This window comes from Pseudomonas sp. HMSC057H01 (assembly GCF_001836405.1).
Classification (GTDB): Bacteria; Pseudomonadota; Gammaproteobacteria; order Pseudomonadales; family Pseudomonadaceae; genus Pseudomonas; species Pseudomonas aeruginosa.
In genome coordinates this window covers 1-21687 of record NZ_KV828506.1, presented here as the reverse complement: position 1 = coordinate 21687, position 21687 = coordinate 1, and the positions used below count along the sequence as shown (strand labels likewise).

The following is a 21687-nucleotide window of genomic DNA, read 5'->3' as shown; positions in this document are numbered from 1 at the left end:
CGCGTTAGGCGTTACGGCGGGTTGCCACCCACGGGCTGCCAGCAAGGGATGCCGAATTCCCTCAACAGTTCCGCAGTTTCACACAAAGGCAGCCCGACCACCGCACTGTAACTGCCTTCGATGCGACTGACGAATATCGCCCCGAGGCCCTGGATCGCATATCCGCCCGCCTTGTCCGCCGGCTCGCCGCTCTGCCAGTAGCGCAGCGCTTCTTCCGGAGCGACCTGGCGGAAGCGCACCCGGCACTCCACCACCCGCGCCTCGACGCCACCAGTGGCGGCCAGGGCCACGGCGGTGAGAACCTGGTGTTCGCGCCCGGACAGCGTAGCCAGCATGGCCAGCCCCTCGGCCTGGTCCACGGGCTTGCCGAGAATTCGCCCGTCGATCACCACCGAGGTATCCGCGCCCAGGACACAACCGTCCTCGCCGCGCCCTTCCAGCATAGCCAGCCCGGCGGCCGCCTTGCCGCGCGCCAGGCGCTCGACGTAGGCGGCGGGCGCTTCGTTCGGCAAGGGGGACTCGTCGATAGCGGTGGCGAGCACGGACAGCGGAACGCCGATCTGGGTCAGCAGTTCACGGCGACGGGGCGAGGCGGAGGCGAGATACAGCGACGGCATGGAGGCTCCCGGGAAACGCGTCGAGCGATGCGCCGATCACCCGTTTCGAAGAATGACGATATCCGCCGCAGCATAGCTGCGAAGCGGACCTACCTCACGTTGAGACGCAGGCGGACGAACTGCAGCAGGGCGTACACCCAGGGCCAGAGCAGCGCGCTGACCAGGGCCGGGAGCAGGAAGGTCAGGGTCGGCGGACGATTGCCGGTCAGGGCGTTGAGCCAGAGCTGGAGCAGCTGCGCCAGGCCGTAGACCACCACCAGCACCAGGCACTGCTGCCAGGCCGGGAACATGCGCAGGCGCTGGTGCAGGGACAGCACGAGGAAGGTGATCAGGCCGAGGATCAGCGCGTTCTGCCCGAGCAGGTTGCCGTAGAGCACGTCCTGGGCCAGGCCGAGCAGCCAGGCGGTGACCATCCCGACGCGCTCGGGCAGCAGCAACACCCAGTAGGTCAGCAGCATCGCCAGCCACAGCGGGCGGCCGATCTCGGTGAAGGTAGGCATCGGCGCTACGGCCAGCACCAGCCCGACCAGCAGGCTCAGCCAGATCACCCAGACATTGTTCGAACCTTGAGTCGCGCGAGCCATCAGCGGCGTCCCCCGTTCGCCGCCGGAGCGGCAGGCTGCGTGGGAGCTGGCGCGGGCGCGGCGGCGGGCTGCTGCGCAGCACCCTGGGCTGCCGGGGTGGCCGGCGACGGCGCGGCGGCCGGTTGCGCGGCAGGCTGGGGCGCCTGGGCGCCGGCGGCGGCTTTCTTGTCCGCCTCTTCCTGGGCCTCGGCGGCGTCGTTGGCGCGCTGTTCCGGGGTGCGGCTGTCGCTGAACACCAGCAGCACGTAGCGGCTACGGTTCATCTTCGCGGTCGGCACCGCGCGCACCACGGCGAACGGCTGGCCGGAATCGTGGATCACTTCCTTGACCGTGGCCACCGGATAGCCGGCGGGGAAGCGTTGCCCCAGGCCGGAGCTGACCAGTAGGTCGCCTTCCTTGATGTCGGCGGTGTCGGCGACGTAGCGCAATTCCAAGCGCTCGGGATTGCCGGTGCCGACGGCGATGGCGCGCAGGCCGTTGCGATTGACCTGCACCGGGATACTGTGGGTGGTGTCGGTGAGCAGCAGGACCCGCGCGGTATAGGGCATCACCTCGACCACCTGGCCCATCAGGCCGCTGGCATCGAGCACCGGCTGGCCGACGAAGACGCCGTCGTTCTCGCCCTTGTCGATCATGATGCGTTGGGTGAAGGGGTTCGGATCGACGCCGATCAGCTCGCTGACCAGTACCTTGTCGTCGACCAGCGCGGCGGAATTGAGCAGCTCGCGCAGGCGCACGTTCTGCTCGGTGAGCGCGGCGAGTTTCTGCACCCGGCGCTGCATCAGCAGGGACTCGGCCTTGAGGCGTTCGTTCTCGGCGATCAGCTCGCTACGGCTGCTGAACTGGTCGCGCACGCCTTCCCAGGCGCGCACCGGCATTTCCGCCAGGCCGTAGAAAGGCGTGAGCACCATCCCCAGCTTGCTGCGGACGGGCTCCAGATAGTCGAACCGGGCGTCCACCACCATCAGGCTGACCGACAGCACGGCCAGCACCAACAGGCGAACGCCCAGCGACGGGCCTTTGGAGAATAGCGGTTTGATGATCCGCTCCTAGGCGACGATGCTCGCCACCTTACTCGGTGGAGAGCAGGTCCATGGAGTGGCGGTCCATCATCTCCAGCGCACGGCCACCGCCGCGAGCCACGCAGGTCAGCGGCTCCTCGGCGACGATCACCGGCAGGCCGGTTTCCTGTGCCAGCAGCTTGTCCAGGTCGCGCAGCAGCGCGCCACCGCCAGTCAGCACCAGGCCGCGCTCGGCGATATCCGAGGCCAGCTCCGGCGGCGATTGCTCGAGGGCGCTCTTGACCGCCTGGACGATGGTCGCCAGGGACTCCTGCAGGGCCTCGAGGACCTCGTTGGAGTTCAGGGTGAAGCTGCGCGGTACGCCTTCGGCCAGGTTACGGCCGCGGACGTCGACTTCGCGAACGTCGCCGCCCGGGAAGGCGGTGCCGATCTCCTGCTTGATGCGCTCGGCGGTGGATTCGCCGATCAGGCTGCCGTAGTTGCGGCGCACGTAGGTGACGATGGCTTCGTCGAAGCGGTCGCCGCCGACGCGGACGGATTCGGCGTAGACCACGCCGTTGAGGGAAATCAGGGCGATCTCGGTAGTGCCGCCGCCGATGTCTACGACCATCGAGCCGCGGGCCTCCTCGACCGGCAGGCCGGCGCCGATGGCAGCAGCCATCGGCTCTTCGATCAGGAACACCTCGCGGGCGCCGGCGCCCAGGGCGGATTCGCGGATGGCCCGGCGCTCAACCTGGGTGGACTTGCACGGCACGCAGATCAGCACGCGCGGGCTGGGCTGCAGGAAGCTGTTCTCGTGAACCTTGTTGATGAAGTACTGCAGCATCTTCTCGCAGACGCTGAAATCCGCGATCACGCCGTCTTTCATCGGACGGATGGCGGCGATGTTGCCCGGGGTACGGCCGAGCATGCGCTTGGCCTCGGTGCCCACGGCGACGACGCTCTTCTGGCTGCCATGGCTGCGAATGGCGACCACGGACGGTTCGTTCAGGACGATGCCGCGCTCGCGCACATAAATAAGGGTATTGGCAGTACCCAGGTCGATCGACAGATCGCTGGAAAACATGCCACGCAATTTTTTGAACATGGGAAAGAAACCCTAGGCGAAGCGTGGGTGAAAAATACGCGGGTAAAAAAGTGCGGCAAACTCTAACAACGACGGGGATTTTGGGCAAGGCGGGCAATATGCTAAATTGCAGGCTTTTCCCGGCCCCACAAGGCCCGTCCAGGCGGAATTAGACCGCCGACCGCGGCATCCGTTCCCTGCCTTATATAACGCATGGCGCCCCGCCGCCCTTCCAAGGCCGCTTTTGCTGGAGACTCCCGATGGCGCTTGAACGCTCCGACGTGGAAAAAATCGCCCATCTCGCCCGCCTGGGCCTGAGCGAGGCCGATCTTCCGCGCACCACCGAGACCCTGAACAACATCCTCGGCCTGATCGACCAGATGCAGGCGGTCGACACCAGCGGCGTCGAACCGCTTGCCCACCCGCTGGAAGCCACCCAGCGCCTGCGTCCGGACGCGGTCACCGAGACCGATCACCGCGACGCCTACCAGACCATCGCCCCCGCCGTGGAAGAAGGTCTGTACCTGGTTCCGAAAGTCATCGAGTAATAAGGACGCGGACACATGCTGCATCAATTGACCCTCGCCGAGATCGCCCGCGCCCTCGCCGACAAGCAATTTTCCGCCGAAGAGCTGACCCGCACCCTGCTCGGTCGCATCCGGCAGCTGGATCCCCAGCTCAACAGCTTCATCAGCATCACCGACGACCTGGCCATCGCCCAGGCCAAGGCAGCCGACGAACGGCGCGCCAACGGCGAGAACGGCGCCCTGCTCGGCGCGCCGATCGCCCACAAGGACCTGTTCTGCACCCAGGGCGTACGCACCAGCTGCGGTTCGAAGATGCTCGACAACTTCGTCTCGCCCTACGACGCCACCGTGGTCGAGAAGCTCGCCGCCGCCGGCGCCGTTACCCTCGGCAAGCTGAACATGGACGAATTCGCCATGGGCTCGTCGAACCAGTCCAGCCACTACGGCGCGGTGAACAACCCCTGGAGCCTCGACCGCGTGCCTGGCGGCTCCTCCGGCGGCTCCGCCGCGGCAGTCGCCGCGCGCCTGCTGCCGGCCGCCACCGGCACCGATACCGGCGGCTCGATCCGCCAGCCGGCGGCGCTGACCAACCTCACCGGGATCAAGCCGACCTACGGCCGGGTTTCCCGCTGGGGCATGATCGCCTACGCCTCCAGCCTCGACCAGGGCGGCCCGCTGGCGCGCACCGCCGAGGACTGCGCGCTGATGCTGGGGGTGATGGCCGGATTCGATCCGAAGGACTCGACCAGCGTCGAACAGCCGGTGGACGACTACCTGGCCGCCCTGCAGAAGCCGCTGAGCGGCCTGCGCATCGGCCTGCCGCGGGAATACTTCGGCGCCGGCCTCGACAGCCGCATCGCCGACGCGGTGCTGGCCGTGGTCGAGGAGCTGAAGACGCTCGGCGCCACGGTGAAGGACATTTCCCTGCCGAACATGCAGCACGCCATACCGGCCTACTACGTGATCGCGCCGGCCGAGGCGTCCTCCAACCTGTCGCGCTTCGACGGCGTGCGCTATGGCTATCGTTGCGACGCCCCGCAGAACCTGGAAGACCTGTACAAGCGCTCGCGCGCGGAAGGCTTCGGCAGCGAAGTGAAGAACCGCATCATGGTCGGCACCTACGCACTGTCGGCCGGCTACTACGATGCCTATTACCTGCAGGCTCAGAAGATTCGCCGGCTGATCAAGAACGACTTCGTCAGCGCCTTTGCCGAAGTGGACGTGATCCTCGGCCCGACCACGCCGAACCCGGCCTGGAAGATCGGCGAGAAGAACGACGACCCGGTTTCCCAGTACCTGGAAGACATCTACACCATCACCGCCAACCTCGCCGGCCTGCCGGGGCTGTCCATGCCCGCCGGCTTCGTCGACGGCCTGCCGGTGGGTGTCCAGTTGCTCGCGCCCTACTTCCAGGAAGGTCGCCTGCTCAACGTCGCGCACCAGTACCAGCAGGTCAGCGACTGGCACACCCGCACCCCGGCCGGCTTCTAAGCCATGGCAACGCCACGCAGTCCCCTCCCCTCTCCCGGCGCGGAGAGGGCGACCCGCAGGGTCGGCAGCGGGACTGCGCAGGCACAGAAGGATTGAGGAACACCACATGCAATGGGAAACCGTGATCGGGCTGGAAATCCACGCACAGCTCGCCACCCAATCGAAGATCTTCTCCGGCAGCTCGACCGCCTTCGGCGCCGCGCCGAATACCCAGGCCAGCCTGGTCGACCTGGCCATGCCGGGCACCCTGCCGGTGCTAAACGAGGAGGCCGTACGCATGGCCTGCCTGTTCGGCCTGGCGATCGACGCACGGATCGACCGGCAGAACGTGTTCGCCCGCAAGAACTACTTCTACCCTGACCTGCCGAAGGGCTACCAGACCAGCCAGATGGACCATCCCATCGTCGGCAAGGGCCACCTCGACATCACCCTGGAAGACGGCACCACCAAGCGCATCGGCATCACCCGCGCGCACCTGGAGGAGGACGCCGGCAAGAGCCTGCACGAAGACTTCCAGGGCATGAGCGGCATCGACCTGAACCGCGCCGGCACGCCGTTGCTGGAGATCGTTTCCGAGCCGGATATCCGCAGCGCCAAGGAAGCCGTGGCCTACGTCAAGGCGATCCACGCCCTGGTGCGCTACCTGGGCATCTGCGACGGCAACATGGCCGAGGGCTCGCTGCGCTGCGACTGCAACGTCTCGGTGCGACCGAAGGGCCAGGCCGAATTCGGCACCCGCGCCGAGATCAAGAACGTCAACTCCTTCCGCTTCATCGAGAAGGCGATCAACCACGAGATCCAGCGCCAGATCGAGCTGATCGAGGACGGCGGCAAGGTGGTCCAGGAAACCCGCCTGTACGACCCGAACAAGGACGAGACCCGCTCCATGCGCGGCAAGGAAGAAGCCAACGACTACCGTTACTTCCCCTGTCCCGACCTGCTGCCGGTGGTCATCGAACCCGAGTACCTGGCGAAGCTGCGCGAGCAACTGCCGGAACTGCCGGTGCAGAAGCGCGAACGCTTCGAGAGCCAGTACGGCCTGTCCGCCTACGATGCCAGCGTGCTGTCCGCCAGCCGCGAGATGGCCGACTACTTCGAGAAGGTCCAGGGTATCTGCGGCGACGCCAAGCTGGCGGCCAACTGGGTGATGGTCGAGCTGGGCAGCCTGCTCAACAAGGACGGCCTGGAGATCGAGCAGTCTCCGGTGTCCGCCGAGCAACTGGGCGGCATGATCCTGCGCATCAAGGACAACACCATCTCCGGCAAGATCGCCAAGATGGTCTTCGAAGCCATGGCCAACGGCGAGGGTTCCGCCGACCAGATCATCGAGGCCAAGGGCCTGAAGCAGGTCACCGACAGTGGCGCCATCGAGAAGATGCTCGACGAGGTGCTGGCGGCCAACGCCGAGCAGGTCGAGCAGTACCGCGCCGCCGACGAGGCCAAGCGCGGCAAGATGTTCGGCTTCTTCGTCGGCCAGGCGATGAAGGCCTCGAAAGGCAAGGCCAACCCGCAGCAAGTGAACGAGTTGCTGAAGAAAAAGCTCGAAGCGTGAGTCAAAGCCAGACGCCGGGTTCGCCCGGCGTCTTCTTGTCCGCCAGGAGCCTGTTGTCCATGCCCAACCCATCCGCCGCCGCGCGCCTCGCCCTCGCCGTCCTGCCCCTGTTCCTCGCCGGCTGCTCCAGCCTCGCCGGCAGCGGTTCCGCGGATACCGGCGAAGCCTCCTACTATGGCAGCCGCCACGCAGGCCTGCGTACTGCCAGCGGCGAGCGCTACAACCCCAACGCAATGACCGCTGCCCACCGCACGTTGCCGTTCGGTACCCGCGTGCGGGTAACCAACCTCGACAACCGCCGCAGCGTGGTGGTGCGGATCAACGATCGCGGGCCGTTCCGCCGCGGGCGGATCATCGATGTATCGCGCAAGGCCGCCGAAGGCCTGGGTATGATCCGCAGCGGCGTGGCGCCGGTTCGGATAGAGTCGCTGGATTGAGCCACCTTCTACCCACGACAGGAACCTTCCGATGAGCGAACAAGGCAAGACCGGCCTGGATATCCGACGTGAAGTCATGGGCGACGCCTTCGTCGAGCGCGCCATGGGCAACGCCACCGCCTTCACCCAGCCATTGCAGGACTTCGTCAACGAGCATGCCTGGGGCTCGGTCTGGGCCCGCGAGGCGCTGCCGCGCAAGACCCGCAGCTTGATCACCCTGGCCGCCCTGACCGCCCTGAAATGCCCGCAGGAACTCAAGGGGCACGTGCGCGGCGCGCTGAACAACGGCTGCACGGTGGAGGAAATCCGCGAGGCACTGCTGCACTGCGCGGTCTATGCCGGGGTGCCGGCGGCGATCGATGCGTTCCGTGCGGCCCAGGAAGCGATCGATACCTGGCAGGGTGAACAGCCCGCCTGAGCCCAGGAGCCATTCGCAGCGGCATGAGCGCCGCCGCCAGGCCACGCGGTTGGTAACGCCGATGCCTGAGCGACGGCGAATAACACCAGAGGCGTTATCCGCCAGCGCAGGCGCCTACGGATAACTGAAGCGCTTCACCAGCGTCAGTTCGCCAGGCTTGCGCATCGGCACCAGGAAGGTTTCCTGTTTCTCGTTCGGCGTGCCCTCTTCGGTGACCAGGGTGATGCGCGCCGTGGTCAGGTTCTGGGCGGCCTGTTCGGCGCCATCCTCGCTGCTGCCGTAGCCACCGCCGAAGTAGTTGACGTAGACCAGGTAGGGCCCCTTCTGTGGCGTCGGCGTGGCGATGATTTCCGGGCCGTAGCCGGTGGTGACGTCGACATCCAGGGTCGCGCCGTTGGCCAGCGAACGATTGCCATACCAGACATGGTCGCCGTCCGGGGTCACCAGGTGCAGGTCGAGGTCGGTGTTGTCGCTGTCCCAGGACAGCAGCACGCGCAGCTTGGCCGGCACTTCCCCGCCGCCGCCACCGTGATAGAACTGGACCCGTCGCGACTGCCCGGCGGCGTTGCGCACCTCGACGCTGTTGCTGCCGGACGGGAAGGCGAACGGGCGGTCGAAGCTGCCATCGGCGTCCACCTTCAGTGGCATGCTCACACCGTTCACCACCAGCGTCGCCGGACGCTCCTTGGGCTGGCTCTCGATCGCGCCGCGAATGCGCGCGGTGGTCGCTTGGTCGGCGGCAACGTTGACCGAGGACGCCGGGTAGTTCACCACCTGCCGGTAATTGGCGGCGGAACCGTCGCCGGCACGCCAGCCGGAGACCGGCGTATCCAGTTTCACGGGGTTGTCCGCCCAGGCGACGAGGGGCAGGCAACTGAGCAGGGCGGCAAGGGACATTCGGTTCATGGAGTCATTCCAGTAGCAGGCGCCGGGCCAGGCTTTCGACATAGTTTTCGTCCTGGCCGCTGGGATGGGCGCGGAAGGCCAGGTGCAGGTATTCGTGGGTGAGGTCCAGGCGTTCCTGTAGGGAATACAGGCCGCGGACGAAGATGCGTTCGCGCTCGCGATCGACATAGGGCCGCCCGGAAGCCAGGCGGCACACGGAAAAACTCGGAATCTCCTCGTAGCCGGGCTCTCGGTCGAGGCGCTCGCGCCACTGCCGGCGCTGCTTGCGCAGCCAGTCTTCGGCGGCCGGCAACGGCTGGCAGGCGGCCACCGGGTTGTCCCAGCGGCTCAGGCTGCTGCGCGGGAAAGCCTGGGCGAGGATGCTGTCGTAGCCCAGTCCCTGCCCGGCTTGCTCCACCGCGTGCTTCCAGGACAGGCGCGCCGGACCAGGCTGGTCGGAGTGATAGTTGACGGTCGCCCCGGCCAGCACCAGGTCGGCGCTCCAGGCGGCGATCCGCCGCGTCGGCGCGCTGGCCGGGCGCGGCGCCACGCGCTGGCGCTGGCTGCTGTCATCGATGGCCAGGCATTCGCCGCGCGGCGCGGCGTTTTGCAATAGATAGGTGCGAATGGTCACCGCCAGCGCGCGAGCGGCTTCCTTCGGCTGCGCCGAGGCTTCGCGCTCCAGCACCCGCGCCACGTACTCTTCGCGCGAAACCCGCGCGACCAGGCGCGGCACGCCATCCACCCGTTGCAGGAAGAGGTCGCCGGCGCTGGCGATGTCCAGGCGATTGCCGTTGGCGAACAGCACTTGCTGCGGACCATGCAGCAGGCCTTCGGCGGCCGGGCGGCCGGCGGGATCACTGACCGAGCGCAGCGGATAGCGGCTGAACAGGTTCACTTCCACGCAACGGCCCGGATCGGCCGGCCACGGACTCGGCAGGAAGCGCCCGAGCACCTCGGCGTAGCGGTCCAGGATCACCTTGCTGGTTCCCGGGCCGCCGAGCCAGAGCGGCGTTCCATCGACCAGCCAGCCGGCGAAACCGCCCTGGCGCGCCTGCGGGTCATGGTCGTCGAGCCAGCTCCAGGTCTTCACCCGCAGGCGGCCGCCAAGGCTGGCCACGGCATGGCCGTCGCCGGCCTGCAACGCCACGTCGAGCAGTACCCGCCGCGCCTCGCCCTGGGCCGGCAGTTGCTGCAACTGTTCCAGAAGCTCCTTAACCGGCACCCGCGTCTGCGGTTGCAGCCGTTCCAGATCGAGCAACCAGGCCGGTGCCCGGCGCGCCTGCCAGTAGTCGCGCCAGGCCTCCGGCCGCAAGGCGAGGCGCTGCGGCTCGAAATACAGCCCGCAGGAGCGCACCAGGGCGCGGTCACGACCGATCGTCTGGCCATTCTCGCAGCAGTAGACCTCCTCGCGGCTGCGCCCCTGGCAGGCATAGGGCGACTCGGCCTGGCCGGTGTCGCTCAGCCAGGCGAAGACGAACAGTTTCCACAGGCTGCCCAGCGGAGCCTGCAAATCGGCCGGCAACGGCCGGCGCTCGAGCACCCGCTGGCGATCCAGGCTCACCAGTTCGTAGCCCTGGGTCGTGCGCCAGGCCAGCTGGACCGGCGCCTCCGCTGCGCGAAGCAGCAACGGCACGGCGCACAGCAGGACCAGCCAGGCGCGCAACGCAATCACTCGACCTTGACCTTGGCCAGCGCCGGCTTGGCTTCCAGGGCCTGCTGTTCCGGCGCGTAGAGACGCAGGTAGCGGGCCGGTGGCAGGTTGAAGCTGCCTTTCTGGGAGAAACGCACCAGGTGACGGAAACGCTGCTCGCCACTCAGGCTGTCCACCGGCACTCCGTAGAACAGCTCACCCGGTTCGTTGCGCGCGCGCTCCAGGGTGGTCGCCTCGTCGCCGGCCAGGCCGCTGATCTTGATGCCCCAGGTGGTGCGCTCGACATCCGCACCGGGCGGCAGCGGCAGTTCCAGCATGCCGTAGCGTAGAGCGGTGTCTTCCGGAACGGTCAGGGTCACTTCGTCGAGATACAGTTCGTCGCTGGAAAGCGGCTTGTCGCCGACCTCCTCGACCTTGAACTCGAACGCCCCCTCGCCGGGCACCAGGCGCAGCAGGCGACGGCTGATCTGCACCGGCAGTTGCCCGCTCGGCGCCTGGGCGCTGCGGTAGCTGAGCGCAACCGGCAACGGCCGGGCCGGCGCCTCGTCCAGGTCGATCCAGCTCGGAATGCCGCGGCCGCGCCATTGCCAGTAGGTTTCGCCGGTGGCGCCGCGCTGCGCCTGCCAGTCCTTCGGCGGCTGCGGCAGCTTGCCCTGCGGCGCCTGGGCCAGGGCGCCCTGCAGCCAGGTCAGGGCCAGGGCGCGTTCCAGGGTCGATTGCGCCGGCGCCAGGCGTTGCAGCAGAGCGCTGGCCTGCTGGCCGTCCACGGCCGAGCGAGAGGCCAGCAAGGCATCGGTGAACGGCAAGCCGGCCTCACGCAGGCGCTGCGTCGCCGTCTCGGCCTGGGCGGCCAGCGGCGCGGGCACCGCAACCCGCAGTTGCCGTGCCAGGTCCACCGCCAGCACTCGCGCCGCGGCCAGGCCGACGGCCGAGTCCGGGTCGCCCAGCACCAGGCCGTCGTCGGCCTCCAGCGGCTCCGCGCGCGCCTGCCCTTCGCCGGCGTTGGCCAGATCGTTGAGCAGGCCGCCGAGCAGGGTGTTCACCGGCAACTGCATGTCGCGGGCGAAAGCCAGGATCAGCGCGCGCTGCAGCAGCGGGGTCTGCGTCGCCTGCTTGGCGTAGGGCTCGAGGATACGCTGCCAGTGTTCGGCCGGCAGTTGGATCTCCAGTGCGCGGCTGGCGTACCAATCGGCGTAGTAGGCGTAGGCGGTGAGGAAAGCGTCGCCATCGACGTCGCCGCCCCACCAGGCGAACCAGGCGTCCGGGCCGGCCATCTGCACCAGGCGCAGGCGACTGTTCTGCATGATCAGGCGCAGGCGGTCGCGAATCCGCGGCTCGCCGCCGGCCAGCGCCGGATAGGCGATGCTCAGCGGCAGCAGTTGGCTGGCGGTCTGCTCGACGCCGCCGTAGGGATACTCCAGCAGATCATCGAGATTGCCCAGGTAGGCCGCGGCCGGGCCATCGGCCAGGCGCAGGCGTACGTCGCGGGCGTCCGCCGGCAGTTGCAGCGGGTTGCTCGCCGCCGCCAGGCTGAGGTTCTGCGCCTGCTCCACCTGCCAGCCGTCGGCCAGCAGGTTGAAGCGCACCGCCAGGCGGTCGCGGACCTGCCCGTCCTGGCGCAGCTCGGCGCTCCAGTCGCCATCGCTGAGCGGCTGTTGCGCCAGCGGAATGTAGTTGACTCCCTTGGCCAGCTCCAGGGTCTGGCTGCGCTGGCTGCCAGGCGGCCCGCTGAGCAGCTCGGCCTTGACCGGCTGTTCGCCCTGGTTGAAGACGAACAGGCCGAGGTCGGGCTGGTCACCCTGGCGGAAGCGGGTCGGCCCGCTCCATTTCAGGTACAGCGGCTTCTCCGAGCGAAGGAACTGCTTCTTCTGGCCGACCTGGCCGTTGTCGTCGATGGCCCGTGCGGTGATCCGCCAGCGGGTCAGCGAGTCGGGCATGCGGAAGCTGAAGCTGGCCTTGCCCTGGGCGTCGGTGACCAGCTCCGGCTGCCAGGCGGCGGTGTCGACGTCCTCGCGGCGCGGCCGCTCCAGTACCTTGACGCCGCGCTCGCTGCGGTTCGCCCGTCCGGGTGCGCTGGTGCTGCCGGGCAACGCCACGTCGTAGCTGATGAAGGCCAGGCTGGCGCTGGTGCGCACGTTGTTGCGCCGTGGATGGTAGAAGAACTGGTCGATACCGGGGGCGATCTCCGCCTGCAGGGCATAGACCATCTCATCCACCACGCTGACGGTCAGGTGACTGGAAGCCGGTTTGCCGGCGAAGCGCGTGGCCAGGGTCACGGTCACCGTCTCGCCGGGTTCGTAGCGCTCCTTGTCGGTGGCGATGTCGATCTCCACCTGGGGCATGCCGACCTTGATCCCGGCGTTCTGGAAGCTGTAGTCGCCGCCCTTGGTGTAGAGCACCGAGAAGGTCAGGTTCGGCGAGAACTCCTCGCGCACCGGGATCCGCACGCGGTACTGGGTCGGATTGAGCTTTTCCAGGCGCAGCCAGTCGGCGCCCTTTGACAGCAGGGCGGTGGCCTCGACCTTGTCGCGCTCCAGGGACAACAGCGCATCCTCCACCGGCTCGGGGAAGGTGATCAGTGCGGAGGCTTCCTCGCCGGTGCGGTACTCGGGCTTGTCGAACACCACCTCGACGGTGCCAGGCACCGACTTCACGCCCTCGCCGCTCACCGAGTGGCCGGTGGCGCCAAGGAGCTGGCCCTTGTCGTCGCGCAGCTCCACGGAATAGGTACCGGGACGCTCGAAGGCCAGCGCGAAGCGGCCGTCGGCGACCGGACCGCTGTCGGTGGCGCGGTCCTCCAGGCGGATCCACTGGTAGCTGCTCGGCTTGAGCGGGGTCGGCTGTTCGCTGGCATAGCTGAACTCGACCTTCTCGCCGGCGGCGCTGAAGCGCTGCGGCGCGCTCAGGCGGTAGCGCGCGGCACCGCGCTCGATGAGGATCTCCTTGCTAGTCTTGACCCGGTAGGCGGCGCCGTCGCTGGCGAAGATGGTCAGCATGTAGCGACTGGGTTTCTCGGCCGGCGGCAATTCGATGGCGGCGCGGCCCTTGCCGTCGGTGGTCAGTTCGGTGCTGCTCAGTTCCACCGGGAACTGGCCGAGATACTGCAGTTCGTTGTCCACCATCGACAACTGCTGGGCGCGCAGGCTCAGTTGCAGGCGCGCGTTGGCCACCGGCTTGCCGTCCGGATAGAGCAGGACGATCTCGCCCTTCACCGGCTCGGCGGTCTTGAAGTCCGGCTTGGCCAGGTCGAGGGAGACTTCGAAGTGCGGCTTGATGTATTCGGCGACGCGGAAGGCGCTGCTGTAGGTCTGCCCGCGGTAGTCGAAGCGCAACTCGTAGCCGCCGGCGACGGCGTTCTCCGGCAGTTGGAAGCGGCCATTGGCGCCGCTCTTCGCGTCGAAGCGGAGGTCCAGGCTTTGCAATACCGTGCCGCTGGCGTCGATCACGCTCAGGCGCACCGGCGCGCTGGCGGCGGCCTGGGATTGACGGGCGTCCTTGAACTCGCGGCCGACCATCTTCAACGAGACCCAGTCGCCCGGCCGGTACAGCGGGCGGTCGGTGAAGGCGTAGATCTTGGTGTCGTAGATCTCGCTGTCGTAATAGAAGTTCTCGGAGACGAAGACCCCACCCTCGCGGTCCTCGCCGATCACGTAGGAGCGCTCCGGACTGGCGTGCTTGAGCCGCAGCAGGCCGTCGGCGTCGGTATTGCCGCTGCTCATCACGCCCAGGCCGTCGGTCCACAGCACCTTGGTGTCGGGCACCGGGGTGCCTTCGTGCTTGCGTGCGGTCCAGACCAGCAGCTCGTCGCCGGCGACCTTGCTCACCGCCACGCTGTTGGAGACGAACACCACGGTGGTGGCGCGGTACTTGCCGACCAGCGCCTCGACCAGGTAGAGGCCCGGCTTCAGCTTGCCCAGCGGGATGTAGACATTGCCCGGCACGACGTTGATGAACTCGCTGGAGGAACCGGCCAGCTTGACGTCCTGCGGCGGCTCGATGGGCTTGGCGTCCCACAGCGGATAGCGGAACTGGCTGACCAGCGGCAGGCCGGGAATCGGCGCGTATTGCGGCTGCGCGTCGTAGGGCGTCGGCGCGGTCATGGCGTTGCCCATCTTCAGCTCGGGCACCGCCTCGGTGACCTGTTGCCGCGACTCGTAGGAGAAGGCGCGCTGCATCACCCGGCGCGACTTGCGATACCAGTTGTCCCAGAGATAGGCCAGGGTGTTCGACAGGCCTTCGCCCTTGAACTGTCCCTCGGCCAGGACCCGGTGCAGGTTCTTCTGCCGCTTGAGGAACTCCAGCGGCTGTTCGATCCGGTACAGGCGCACGTCGACCCCGCCATAGGGCTCCATGCGGTAGCGCCGGTAGTCGCGGCCGGGCGCTTCGAGACGGACCCGCGCTTCCTCGTCGGTGGCGAAGCTGCTGTCGGCGAGCAGGAAGAAGGATTCGCCGGCCATCGGCGTGTAGCCGCTCGGTTCCACCGTGTCTTCCGCCTGGACGGCGGCGAACGGCAGCAGGACCAGGGCGGCGACCGCCAGGCTACGGCTGAAACGGCGCAGGTTGCTCATTGCTGTGGTCTTCACTGGGACGCGATTCATTGAGAGAGGAAAGCCAGCCGATAGATGCCGATAAAGTTGGGATTGGATTCGTCGGGGATCCATCGGGTGTCCTTCCATGTCATGAGTTGTTGCAGGCTGACCGAGCGCATGCCGTTATCGGTCGGGGTGCTGCTGCCGGTGTGATAGGCGATGGAGCGGCCCATCCAGATCATCAGGTGCTGGTCGTCGCCCTGGTCGTAGAACATCAGGTCGCCGGGGCGCGCCTGGTTGAGGTCGCGGCCGACCAGCCGACTGTTGAACTGCACCAGCTTGATCGCATTCACGTAGGGCCCGACCTGGCCGCCACCCTGCTGCCAGTTCTGCGCCAGGCGCCGTTGCTCGGGACTGAGCGCCAGCTCCGGGGGCAGGTAGCGGTTGGACAGGCCGTTGGCGCGCAGCCACTTGCCATCGTGGACTTTCAGCGCCTCGTTGGCGGCGAAGCGCACCAGGCCGGCGCAGTCCTGCTGGTGCCAGCGCGGACTCGGCCCTTGGCGCAACTGTTCCTGGGCGATGCGCACGAACCAGGCGCGGAATACCTGCGATTGCTGCGGGTCGAGCGCTACCGGGGGCTCGCCGCGGGCAACGCCGCTGGCCAGCAGGAGCAGCGCCAGGCCGAAGGCAGTCAGGCGTCTCACAGCGACCGCCATTCCAGCGGCAGCCATTGCCACGGTGCGTTGGCCTGGCTTCCGGCAGGCAGGCCAAGGGCGTAGCTGCCCTTGCCGGCGAGGGTTTTCAGGCGCGGCATCAAGTAGGTGTCGGCGGCATTGCGGAAGACCGGCTCCATGTCCTGCGGCAGGCTGTCGAGGGTTTCCCGTTGCAGCAGTTCGGAGAGCGGCTGCGGCGCCAGGTAGGCCGGTACCAGCGCATCCTTCGGCAACACCTCGGCGAGCGGCGGATAGCGTTTGTCGAGGGTGTCCAGGGCCTTGCCGAGCAACTGGTCGTCGAGGGAGAACAGCAGGGTCTGGCCATGGCGCGCCATGCCGATGCGGAAGAACGCGCGGCCGCTGATGCTGTCCGGGTTGTCCGCCTGGCTGGCCGGATAGGCGCCGAAGTTCGAGCTGACCTGGCGGGTCCAGCGGCGGGTCTGGCCATCCACCCGGTCTTCCACCGGGAAGCTGCCACCCTCGACCTTGGCTTCCTTCGCGCCGATCACGCGACCGAACAGCTTGCCCAGCTCGTCGTCGAGTTCGGCACTGGTCGGCGCGCTCAACTGGCCCACCAGCAGCGGCGAATGCAGCCGCGAACTGGCGTACCAGCAGAGACCGGCAGCGCCGCTGAGATGCTCGGAGAAGGCCTGGGCCATCTTCTGCTCGGCCCCCAGACGCTCCAGCATCACCCCGTACAGGCCAGGGGTGACCGGCAGCGCCACGCAGGCGCTGGCGCCCATCGGCATGGCCTGCCAGACCGGGGCGAAGTCCAGCGGCGGCTGGCGTTCCACCTCGTTCAGCGCCAGGTAGCTGCTCCAGCCCTGCTCGCCCTTCTCGAAGCGCACCCCGGCGAAGCTCGGGATGAAGCGCTGGTAGCCCATGGCCAGGACGCTGGCATTGAGGGTAATGCGCTGGCGCAGCTCGCCGCGGCCCGGCAGGCCGAAGCGCTCGGGGAACAGTTCGTCGCCGTCGAGCAGTGCCTCCAGGTCTTCGCTGGCCGGAGCGTTCAGCGGGCTGTCGTCGCTTTCGCCACCATCGTCGAAGAGCATCCGTGGGTTCGACAGCAACAACAGCCGGTCGCCCTTGGACAGGAACAGCATCGCCTTGTCGTTGCCGTAGCGCAGGCGATAGACCGAGGTTCCCGCCAGCTCGCCGACCTTGCGCAACTGCTGGTCGTCGGCGGCGATATGGGCCAGCGGCTCGAGCACCCGCGCCAGGCCGCCACGCTTGAGCACCACCACGAAGTCGCGCAGGCGGCCGTCGGCGCCGCGCCAGAGGGCGACCTGGGCCGGTTGGTCGAGCAGTTCCTCGACCAGGCTGTCCTTCAGGGTCAGGTCGTGCTCGTAGATGATCCGCCGCAACGTACCGGTCAGGCCAAGGCGGTCGCCATTGTTCTCGTAATAGAAAACGAAGTCCTCGGTCAGGGTATCGCGCAGCAACGGCACCTCGAGGATTTCCTTCGGCAGGCGGCTCAGCGACACGCTCTCGATCAGCGCGTCGGGCTTGCGCAGGTCACGGTAGGCTCGCGGCGCGTCGGCGTCCGCGGGAGCCTGGGCGCCGATCGGCTGGCCGAGGTCCTCTTCGGCCGGGCGCCCTCCGCCGAGCCGCTCCAGCCAGCCCAACTGCCAGGCCAGCACACCGCCGGCGGCCAGCGCGGCGACGATCCCCAGCACCGGCCACAGGGCGCTTCGGGGGCGCGCAGCGGCGGGCGCAGGGGTTCCGTTGGCAGGGCTGGGGGTGTTGTTCTCGCTCATGGTTCGCTAATCCCGTGTCATCCGTACGAGGGGATGCTTCAGTAGGTAAAGGTCTTGACCAGCACCAGGTCGCCGATGGTGCGCAGGGGCACGACGAAGGTCTCGTGCTTCTCGTCGACGCTGTTTTCGTTGAACACCAGGTTGACCTGCGCGGTGATCACGTCCTGTACGTTGCTGCCGGCCTGGAAGTTGTAGCCCTGGTTGTTGAGGTTGCCCCAGTAGTTCACGTAGATCAGGTAGGTGCCGTGCAGCGGCGCGCCCATGGTGAACATCTCCGGGCCGGGCCCGTCGACGCCGTCCGGATCGAGGCCGCCGCTGTTGCTCAGGCGCGGATGCGCCCAGTAGGCGTGCTGGCCATCGGGGGTGACGATATGCAGGTCAAGCTCGGCCTTCGGATCGTCCCAACCCAGCACCACGCGCACGCGCGGCGGCAGTTGGGAGCGATTGGCCTCGTAGAACTGTACGCGCTTGAGGATCTTGCCGTCGGCGCTGCCGACCTGGACGCCGTTGGAGCCGTGGCCGAACGCATAGGGGCGGACGAAGCGCCCGGCGCCGTCGGTATAGAGAGGGAGAGGATTGCCGTTGACCACCAGGCGCTGGGCGCGCTCGGTGCCGACCAGTTCGCGCAGGTGTCCTTCGATCAGGCTGCGGCCGCGCTGGCCGCCGCGATCGATGGGCGGAGTCGGATAGGCGACACGCGGGGCATCGGGCTGTTCGAGCAGGCCGGAATAGCGCCAGCCTGCCGTCGGACCATCCAGGTCCACCGAAGGCTCGGCTAGTGCAGGCAGCCCGAAGGCCAGTCCGAACAGCACCGACAGGCAGCCGGCACTCGAACCGAAGATACGCATGATCAATCCCTGGTCGTGCGATTCATGAAAGCTGCATCTTAACGATTGCGCTGTCCGCTGGATATCCCCGGCGACCGGCGGAATCTGCGAAATCCACCGCGATTCGACGGAAAACGGAAAGCACAGGGGGCGCCATGCGGCGCCCCCGTTGTCATTTACGCTTCAGCGCCGTACCGGCCGCTTCTGCAGCTTGCGCTGCAAGGTCCGTCGATGCATGCCCAGGGCACGGGCGGTGGCGGAGATGTTGCCCTCGTGCTCGGCGAGCACGCGCTGGATGTGCTCCCATTGCAGGCGATCCACCGACATCGGGTTTTCCGGCACCAGGGTGTCCAGGTCGGCGTGCTCGGAGAGCAGCGCGGCCAGCACGTCATCGGCATCCGCCGGCTTGCACAGGTAGTTGCAGGCGCCGCGCTTGATCGCCTCCACCGCGGTGGCGATGCTGGAATAGCCGGTGAGGATCACCACCCGCATGTCCGCGTGCAGCTCCAGCAGCTTCGGCAGCAGCACCAGGCCGGAGTCGCCTTCCATCTTCAGGTCGAGCACGGCGTAGTCCGGCGTATCCTGCTGGGCCAGCGCCAGGCCTTCCTCGGCGGAGCCGGCGGTGCTGACCCGCAGGCCGCGACGGCTCATGGCCCGCGCCAGGACCCGGGTAAAGGTGGGATCGTCGTCCACCAGCAGGAGGTGGGGATGTTCTTCCCCTTCGAAGAGCAGCTCTTCAGACATAGGCAGGGCCTCTCAGACGGATCACTCAAGCCATTCCGTAGCTGCGCGGCAAGCGCAGTTCGGTCAGAGTGCCGCCATCTTCGTGGTTATACAACTTCACCGTTCCACCAGCGCGGGTCACGCTGGCCTGACTGAGAAACAGGCCGAGGCCGAAGCCCTTGCCCTTGGTGGTGAAGAACGGTTTGCCGATCTGTTCGGCGATCGCCAGGGGCACCCCGACGCCGTGGTCGCGGATACTCAGGCAGATACTGCTGCTGTCCCAGTCCAGGCGGATGTCGAGATCGTCGGGACAGGCGTCCGCCGCATTGTTCAGCAGGTTCAGCAGAGCCTGGCTGAGGTCGGTCGGCGGGGTCAGGCGCGGCGCGGAGCCGAGGCCCAGGCACTGGTAGCGGTAGGAAGCCTCCGGACGCATCAGGTGCCAGCGGCGCAGCACCGATTCCAGCCATTCCGCGGCGCTTTGCTCCTCGATCGCCTGGCGACGGTCGGCCTCGGCCGCCCGTACCAGTTGCTGGAGGGTGTGCTTGCACTGCTTGACCTGTTCCTGGAGCAATGCCAGGTCTTCCTGCAGGGTCGGGTCCTGCGGGCGCTCCTGGCGCAACTCGTTGAGCAGCACGCTCATGGTCGCCAGCGGCGTACCCAGTTCGTGCGCAGCACCGGCCGCCTGGGTGGCCACCGCGAGCAACTGCTGGTCGCGCATGCTTTCCTCGCGCCGCTCGGCCTGCATGTGCGCCTGCCAGCGCAGGGCCTCGGACATCTTCACCACGAAGAAGGTGATGAAGGCCGCCGACAGGGCGAAGTTCAGCCACATGCCGAACAGGTGCAGGTTGATCAGCATCGCCTCGTGCTGAACCGCCTGCAGGTGCAGCGGGTGGTACCAGATCAGCAGCAGGGTGTAGCCGGTCAGGGCCAGGCCGGAGAGCACCATGGAGTAGATCCAGGGCAGGGTCGCAGCGGCGATGGTCAGCGGTACCAGGTAATAGGAAACGAAGGGGTTGGTCGAGCCGCCCGAGTAATACAGCAAGGTGCTGTGGATGATCAGGTCGCAGGCCAGTTGTACCGCGTACTCCTGGTCGGTCACCGGCCACGGCGCGCGCAGGCGCAGCGCGGTGAACAGAATCAGGCAGGCGGACAGGCCAAGGGTCAGGCCGAGCGCCAGCCACGGCAGCGGCAACAGGTCGGAGAGCCAGGCGAAACCCACCGAGCCGGCCTGCGCGGCCAGCACGAGAATACGGATGAGGAGCAGACGGCCAAGGTTCTGGCGACTGGCGGAGAGCAGGAAAACCGGTGCGCGCATGTTTTCTTCCGGAATAAGCGCGAGTATAGCCAAGACGCTGTCGGCAACTCTGCGGCAAAGTGACTCAGAAACCTCGCAGGTCGCCATCCTGCCCTGTTTCGCCGAGCGCTGTCAGGGCTCAGATCAGTAAATTTCACGTTTTTTCCGAAATCGCCTAACCCGTTCCGGGAAAAGCCTTCGTCTCATGGTCCAAGACTGGCGTATAGGCGTGTTTGCCGCGCCTGCCGGAACGATGCTCTACAGTGTGAATTCAGCCTTAGTACAAGGAGTTGCCCAATGTCTGCGATTTCCCGCCTGGCCGCCGCCGTCACCCTCTGCGCCGCCAGCCTCTCGGCCGTCGCCGAGGAAGCGCCGCGCTACAACCAGGTCTCGCTGCACGCCGAAGTCAGCCAGCAGGTGGCCCACGACCTGATGCAGGTCACCCTCTACAGCGAAAACCAGGGCAGCGATCCGGCCAAGCTCGCCGCCGAAACCACCAGCGTCCTCAACGCCGCCGTCGCCGACGCGCGCAAGGTCAAGGGCGTGACCATCAGCCTGGGCAGTCGCAACAGCTATCCGGTCTACGACGACAAGGGCCAGAAGATCACTGGCTGGCGCGAGCGCGCCGAGCTGCGCCTGGAAAGCTCCGACTTCGCCGCCCTCGGCCAGCTTTCCGCCGACCTGCTGGGCAAGCTGAAGATGGGCGGCATGGACTTCAGCATCGCCGATGCGACCCGCAAGAAGAACGAGGACCAATTGATGAAAGGCGCCGTGGACGCGTTCAAGGAGCGCGCCCAGTTGCTCACCGAGGCGCTCGGCGGCAAGGGCTACAAGCTGGTCAGCCTGAGCGTGAACAGCGCCGGCGCACCGCGCCCGTACCCGGTGATGCGGATGGCGGCGATGAAGGCCGACGCCAGCTTCGGTGGCGCCCAGGCGCCGGAGATCGAGGCCGGGACCAGCCAGGTCACGGTCAACGCCGACGGTGTGATCGAGGTGCAGATGCCCTGATCCGGCCGGCGCGCACCACAAGAGGCAGCCTCCGGGCTGCCTCTTGCGTTTCCACTGTCTCTCGCGCAGCAAACGCGGCCTGCGTCGCGTTTGCGCAAATTCGAAAATGCGACATTCCCTTTCAATCGGATAACAACATCTACACTGAAGCGACCTCGACGCTTGCGGCCGGCACACGCCCTGCATAGCTTCGCGCAAGACAGCTCACGAGGCTGTCCCTCGCAGACAATCAAAATAACCAGAGGTCACTCCATGCGTAGAAACGCCGTCATCCGCTCCGCGATCATGCCCTCGCTGCTCGGCGCAGCGCTGGTCGCCGCCGTTCCCCAGGCCTTCGCCAGCAACCTGATCTTCTGCTCGGAAGGCAGCCCGGCCGGCTTCGATCCCGCCCAGTACACCACCGGTACCGATTTCGACGCCGCGGCGGAAACCGTCTTCAACCGCCTGACCCAGTTCGAGCGCGGCGGCACCAAGGTCCTTCCCGGCCTCGCGGAAAGCTGGGACGTCAGCGACGACGGCAAGACCTATACCTTCCACCTGCGCAAGGGCGTGAAGTTCCACAGCACCGACTACTTCAAGCCGA

General features: G+C 67.3%; 19 protein-coding genes. 7 read left to right on the top strand and 12 right to left on the bottom strand.

Translation table 11 applies throughout. From position 1 onward, the window contains the following. Positions 1 to 11: 11 nt before the first annotated feature. The 4 genes from HMPREF2581_RS21060 to mreB all read right to left on the bottom strand — a co-directional run bounded on the left by HMPREF2581_RS21060 (position 12) and on the right by mreB (position 3310). Positions 12 to 617, bottom strand: coding sequence for a Maf family protein (locus HMPREF2581_RS21060; RefSeq protein ID WP_003141317.1), 606 nt, complete (start codon positions 615 to 617; stop codon positions 12 to 14). A gap of 89 nt (positions 618 to 706) precedes the next feature. After that, complete coding sequence (gene mreD / locus HMPREF2581_RS21055) at positions 707 to 1201, bottom strand: rod shape-determining protein MreD (RefSeq protein ID WP_003094389.1); 495 nt, start codon at positions 1199 to 1201, stop codon at positions 707 to 709. Next, the gene (gene mreC, locus HMPREF2581_RS21050) at positions 1201 to 2241 is read right to left on the bottom strand and encodes a rod shape-determining protein MreC (RefSeq protein WP_071533941.1); all 1041 of its coding nucleotides are present in this window, start codon (positions 2239 to 2241) and stop codon (positions 1201 to 1203) included. The genes mreD and mreC overlap by 1 nt, the downstream gene beginning before the upstream one ends. Before the next feature lie 31 nt (positions 2242 to 2272). Then, the gene (gene mreB, locus HMPREF2581_RS21045) at positions 2273 to 3310 is read right to left on the bottom strand and encodes a rod shape-determining protein MreB (protein ID WP_003094393.1); all 1038 of its coding nucleotides are present in this window, start codon (positions 3308 to 3310) and stop codon (positions 2273 to 2275) included. Between the two features lie 239 nt (positions 3311 to 3549). Between mreB and gatC the strand changes: the two genes are divergently transcribed. The 5 genes from gatC to HMPREF2581_RS21020 all read left to right on the top strand — a co-directional run bounded on the left by gatC (position 3550) and on the right by HMPREF2581_RS21020 (position 7714). After that, entirely contained in the window at positions 3550 to 3837 is a 288-nt protein-coding gene (gene gatC / locus HMPREF2581_RS21040) for an Asp-tRNA(Asn)/Glu-tRNA(Gln) amidotransferase subunit GatC (RefSeq protein WP_003094397.1), read from the top strand. A gap of 15 nt (positions 3838 to 3852) precedes the next feature. Beyond that, positions 3853 to 5307 carry an Asp-tRNA(Asn)/Glu-tRNA(Gln) amidotransferase subunit GatA gene (gatA, locus tag HMPREF2581_RS21035; protein ID WP_003094399.1) on the top strand — a complete coding sequence of 485 codons (1455 nt, stop codon included), beginning with the start codon at positions 3853 to 3855 and terminating at the stop codon, positions 5305 to 5307. 91 nt (positions 5308 to 5398) lie between these two features. Further along, on the top strand, positions 5399 to 6859 hold the full coding sequence (gene gatB / locus HMPREF2581_RS21030) for an Asp-tRNA(Asn)/Glu-tRNA(Gln) amidotransferase subunit GatB (RefSeq protein ID WP_071536084.1): 1461 nt from the start codon (positions 5399 to 5401) through the stop codon (positions 6857 to 6859). A 59-nt stretch (positions 6860 to 6918) separates the two neighbouring features. Further along, positions 6919 to 7296, top strand: a complete 378-nt coding sequence (locus HMPREF2581_RS21025; RefSeq protein ID WP_003094403.1) for a septal ring lytic transglycosylase RlpA family protein — start codon at positions 6919 to 6921, stop codon at positions 7294 to 7296. Between the two features lie 31 nt (positions 7297 to 7327). Next, positions 7328 to 7714, top strand: a complete 387-nt coding sequence (locus HMPREF2581_RS21020) for a carboxymuconolactone decarboxylase family protein (protein WP_003141319.1) — start codon at positions 7328 to 7330, stop codon at positions 7712 to 7714. Positions 7715 to 7828: 114 nt separating this feature from the next. Here HMPREF2581_RS21020 and HMPREF2581_RS21015 read toward each other — a convergent pair whose 3' ends face one another. The 8 genes from HMPREF2581_RS21015 to HMPREF2581_RS20980 form a co-directional block, all read right to left on the bottom strand. After that, positions 7829 to 8620: a YfaP family protein gene (locus HMPREF2581_RS21015; RefSeq protein WP_003141321.1), complete on the bottom strand. Its 792-nt coding sequence runs from the start codon at positions 8618 to 8620 to the stop codon at positions 7829 to 7831. 4 nt (positions 8621 to 8624) lie between these two features. Then, positions 8625 to 10274 (bottom strand): YfaQ family protein, encoded by a 1650-nt coding sequence (locus HMPREF2581_RS21010; RefSeq protein ID WP_003141324.1) that lies wholly within the window; start codon positions 10272 to 10274, stop codon positions 8625 to 8627. Beyond that, a complete protein-coding gene (magD, locus tag HMPREF2581_RS21005) occupies positions 10271 to 14821 on the bottom strand; it encodes an alpha-2-macroglobulin MagD (protein WP_003141326.1) in 4551 nt (1516 codons plus the stop codon). The genes HMPREF2581_RS21010 and magD overlap by 4 nt, the downstream gene beginning before the upstream one ends. 26 nt (positions 14822 to 14847) lie before the next feature. Then, on the bottom strand, positions 14848 to 15486 hold the full coding sequence (locus tag HMPREF2581_RS21000) for a DUF1175 domain-containing protein (RefSeq protein ID WP_003141328.1): 639 nt from the start codon (positions 15484 to 15486) through the stop codon (positions 14848 to 14850). Further along, positions 15483 to 17252 carry a DUF2138 domain-containing protein gene (locus HMPREF2581_RS20995; protein WP_003141329.1) on the bottom strand — a complete coding sequence of 590 codons (1770 nt, stop codon included), beginning with the start codon at positions 17250 to 17252 and terminating at the stop codon, positions 15483 to 15485. The genes HMPREF2581_RS21000 and HMPREF2581_RS20995 overlap by 4 nt, the downstream gene beginning before the upstream one ends. Before the next feature lie 38 nt (positions 17253 to 17290). Then, positions 17291 to 18100 (bottom strand): YfaP family protein, encoded by an 810-nt coding sequence (locus tag HMPREF2581_RS20990; RefSeq protein WP_003094417.1) that lies wholly within the window; start codon positions 18098 to 18100, stop codon positions 17291 to 17293. A 162-nt stretch (positions 18101 to 18262) separates the two neighbouring features. Beyond that, entirely contained in the window at positions 18263 to 18823 is a 561-nt protein-coding gene (locus tag HMPREF2581_RS20985; RefSeq protein WP_003094419.1) for a response regulator transcription factor, read from the bottom strand. 25 nt (positions 18824 to 18848) lie between these two features. Next, complete coding sequence (locus HMPREF2581_RS20980) at positions 18849 to 20117, bottom strand: ATP-binding protein (RefSeq protein WP_003094421.1); 1269 nt, start codon at positions 20115 to 20117, stop codon at positions 18849 to 18851. A 276-nt stretch (positions 20118 to 20393) separates the two neighbouring features. Here HMPREF2581_RS20980 and HMPREF2581_RS20975 point away from each other — a divergent pair, with 276 nt between their 5' ends. After that, positions 20394 to 21104 carry an SIMPL domain-containing protein gene (locus tag HMPREF2581_RS20975; RefSeq protein ID WP_003094423.1) on the top strand — a complete coding sequence of 237 codons (711 nt, stop codon included), beginning with the start codon at positions 20394 to 20396 and terminating at the stop codon, positions 21102 to 21104. 252 nt (positions 21105 to 21356) lie between these two features. Next, a partial coding sequence (locus HMPREF2581_RS20970) for an ABC transporter substrate-binding protein (RefSeq protein ID WP_045108374.1) occupies positions 21357 to 21687 on the top strand: 331 nt, incomplete at its 3' end.

What these genes read in the sequence shown, in the direction of transcription:
- HMPREF2581_RS21060 (WP_003141317.1), bottom strand. Translation starts at nt 617, where the DNA reads ATGCCGTCGCTGTATCTCGCCTCCGCCTCGCCCCGTCGCCGTGAACTG.
- mreD (WP_003094389.1), bottom strand. Translation starts at nt 1,201, where the DNA reads ATGGCTCGCGCGACTCAAGGTTCGAACAATGTCTGGGTGATCTGGCTG.
- mreB (WP_003094393.1), bottom strand. Translation starts at nt 3,310, where the DNA reads ATGTTCAAAAAATTGCGTGGCATGTTTTCCAGCGATCTGTCGATCGAC.
- gatC (WP_003094397.1), top strand. Translation starts at nt 3,550, where the DNA reads ATGGCGCTTGAACGCTCCGACGTGGAAAAAATCGCCCATCTCGCCCGC.
- gatA (WP_003094399.1), top strand. Translation starts at nt 3,853, where the DNA reads ATGCTGCATCAATTGACCCTCGCCGAGATCGCCCGCGCCCTCGCCGAC.
- HMPREF2581_RS21025 (WP_003094403.1), top strand. Translation starts at nt 6,919, where the DNA reads ATGCCCAACCCATCCGCCGCCGCGCGCCTCGCCCTCGCCGTCCTGCCC.
- HMPREF2581_RS21020 (WP_003141319.1), top strand. Translation starts at nt 7,328, where the DNA reads ATGAGCGAACAAGGCAAGACCGGCCTGGATATCCGACGTGAAGTCATG.
- HMPREF2581_RS21015 (WP_003141321.1), bottom strand. Translation starts at nt 8,620, where the DNA reads ATGAACCGAATGTCCCTTGCCGCCCTGCTCAGTTGCCTGCCCCTCGTC.
- magD (WP_003141326.1), bottom strand. Translation starts at nt 14,821, where the DNA reads ATGAGCAACCTGCGCCGTTTCAGCCGTAGCCTGGCGGTCGCCGCCCTG.
- HMPREF2581_RS20995 (WP_003141329.1), bottom strand. Translation starts at nt 17,252, where the DNA reads ATGAGCGAGAACAACACCCCCAGCCCTGCCAACGGAACCCCTGCGCCC.
- HMPREF2581_RS20990 (WP_003094417.1), bottom strand. Translation starts at nt 18,100, where the DNA reads ATGCGTATCTTCGGTTCGAGTGCCGGCTGCCTGTCGGTGCTGTTCGGA.
- HMPREF2581_RS20985 (WP_003094419.1), bottom strand. Translation starts at nt 18,823, where the DNA reads ATGTCTGAAGAGCTGCTCTTCGAAGGGGAAGAACATCCCCACCTCCTG.
- HMPREF2581_RS20980 (WP_003094421.1), bottom strand. Translation starts at nt 20,117, where the DNA reads ATGCGCGCACCGGTTTTCCTGCTCTCCGCCAGTCGCCAGAACCTTGGC.
- HMPREF2581_RS20975 (WP_003094423.1), top strand. Translation starts at nt 20,394, where the DNA reads ATGTCTGCGATTTCCCGCCTGGCCGCCGCCGTCACCCTCTGCGCCGCC.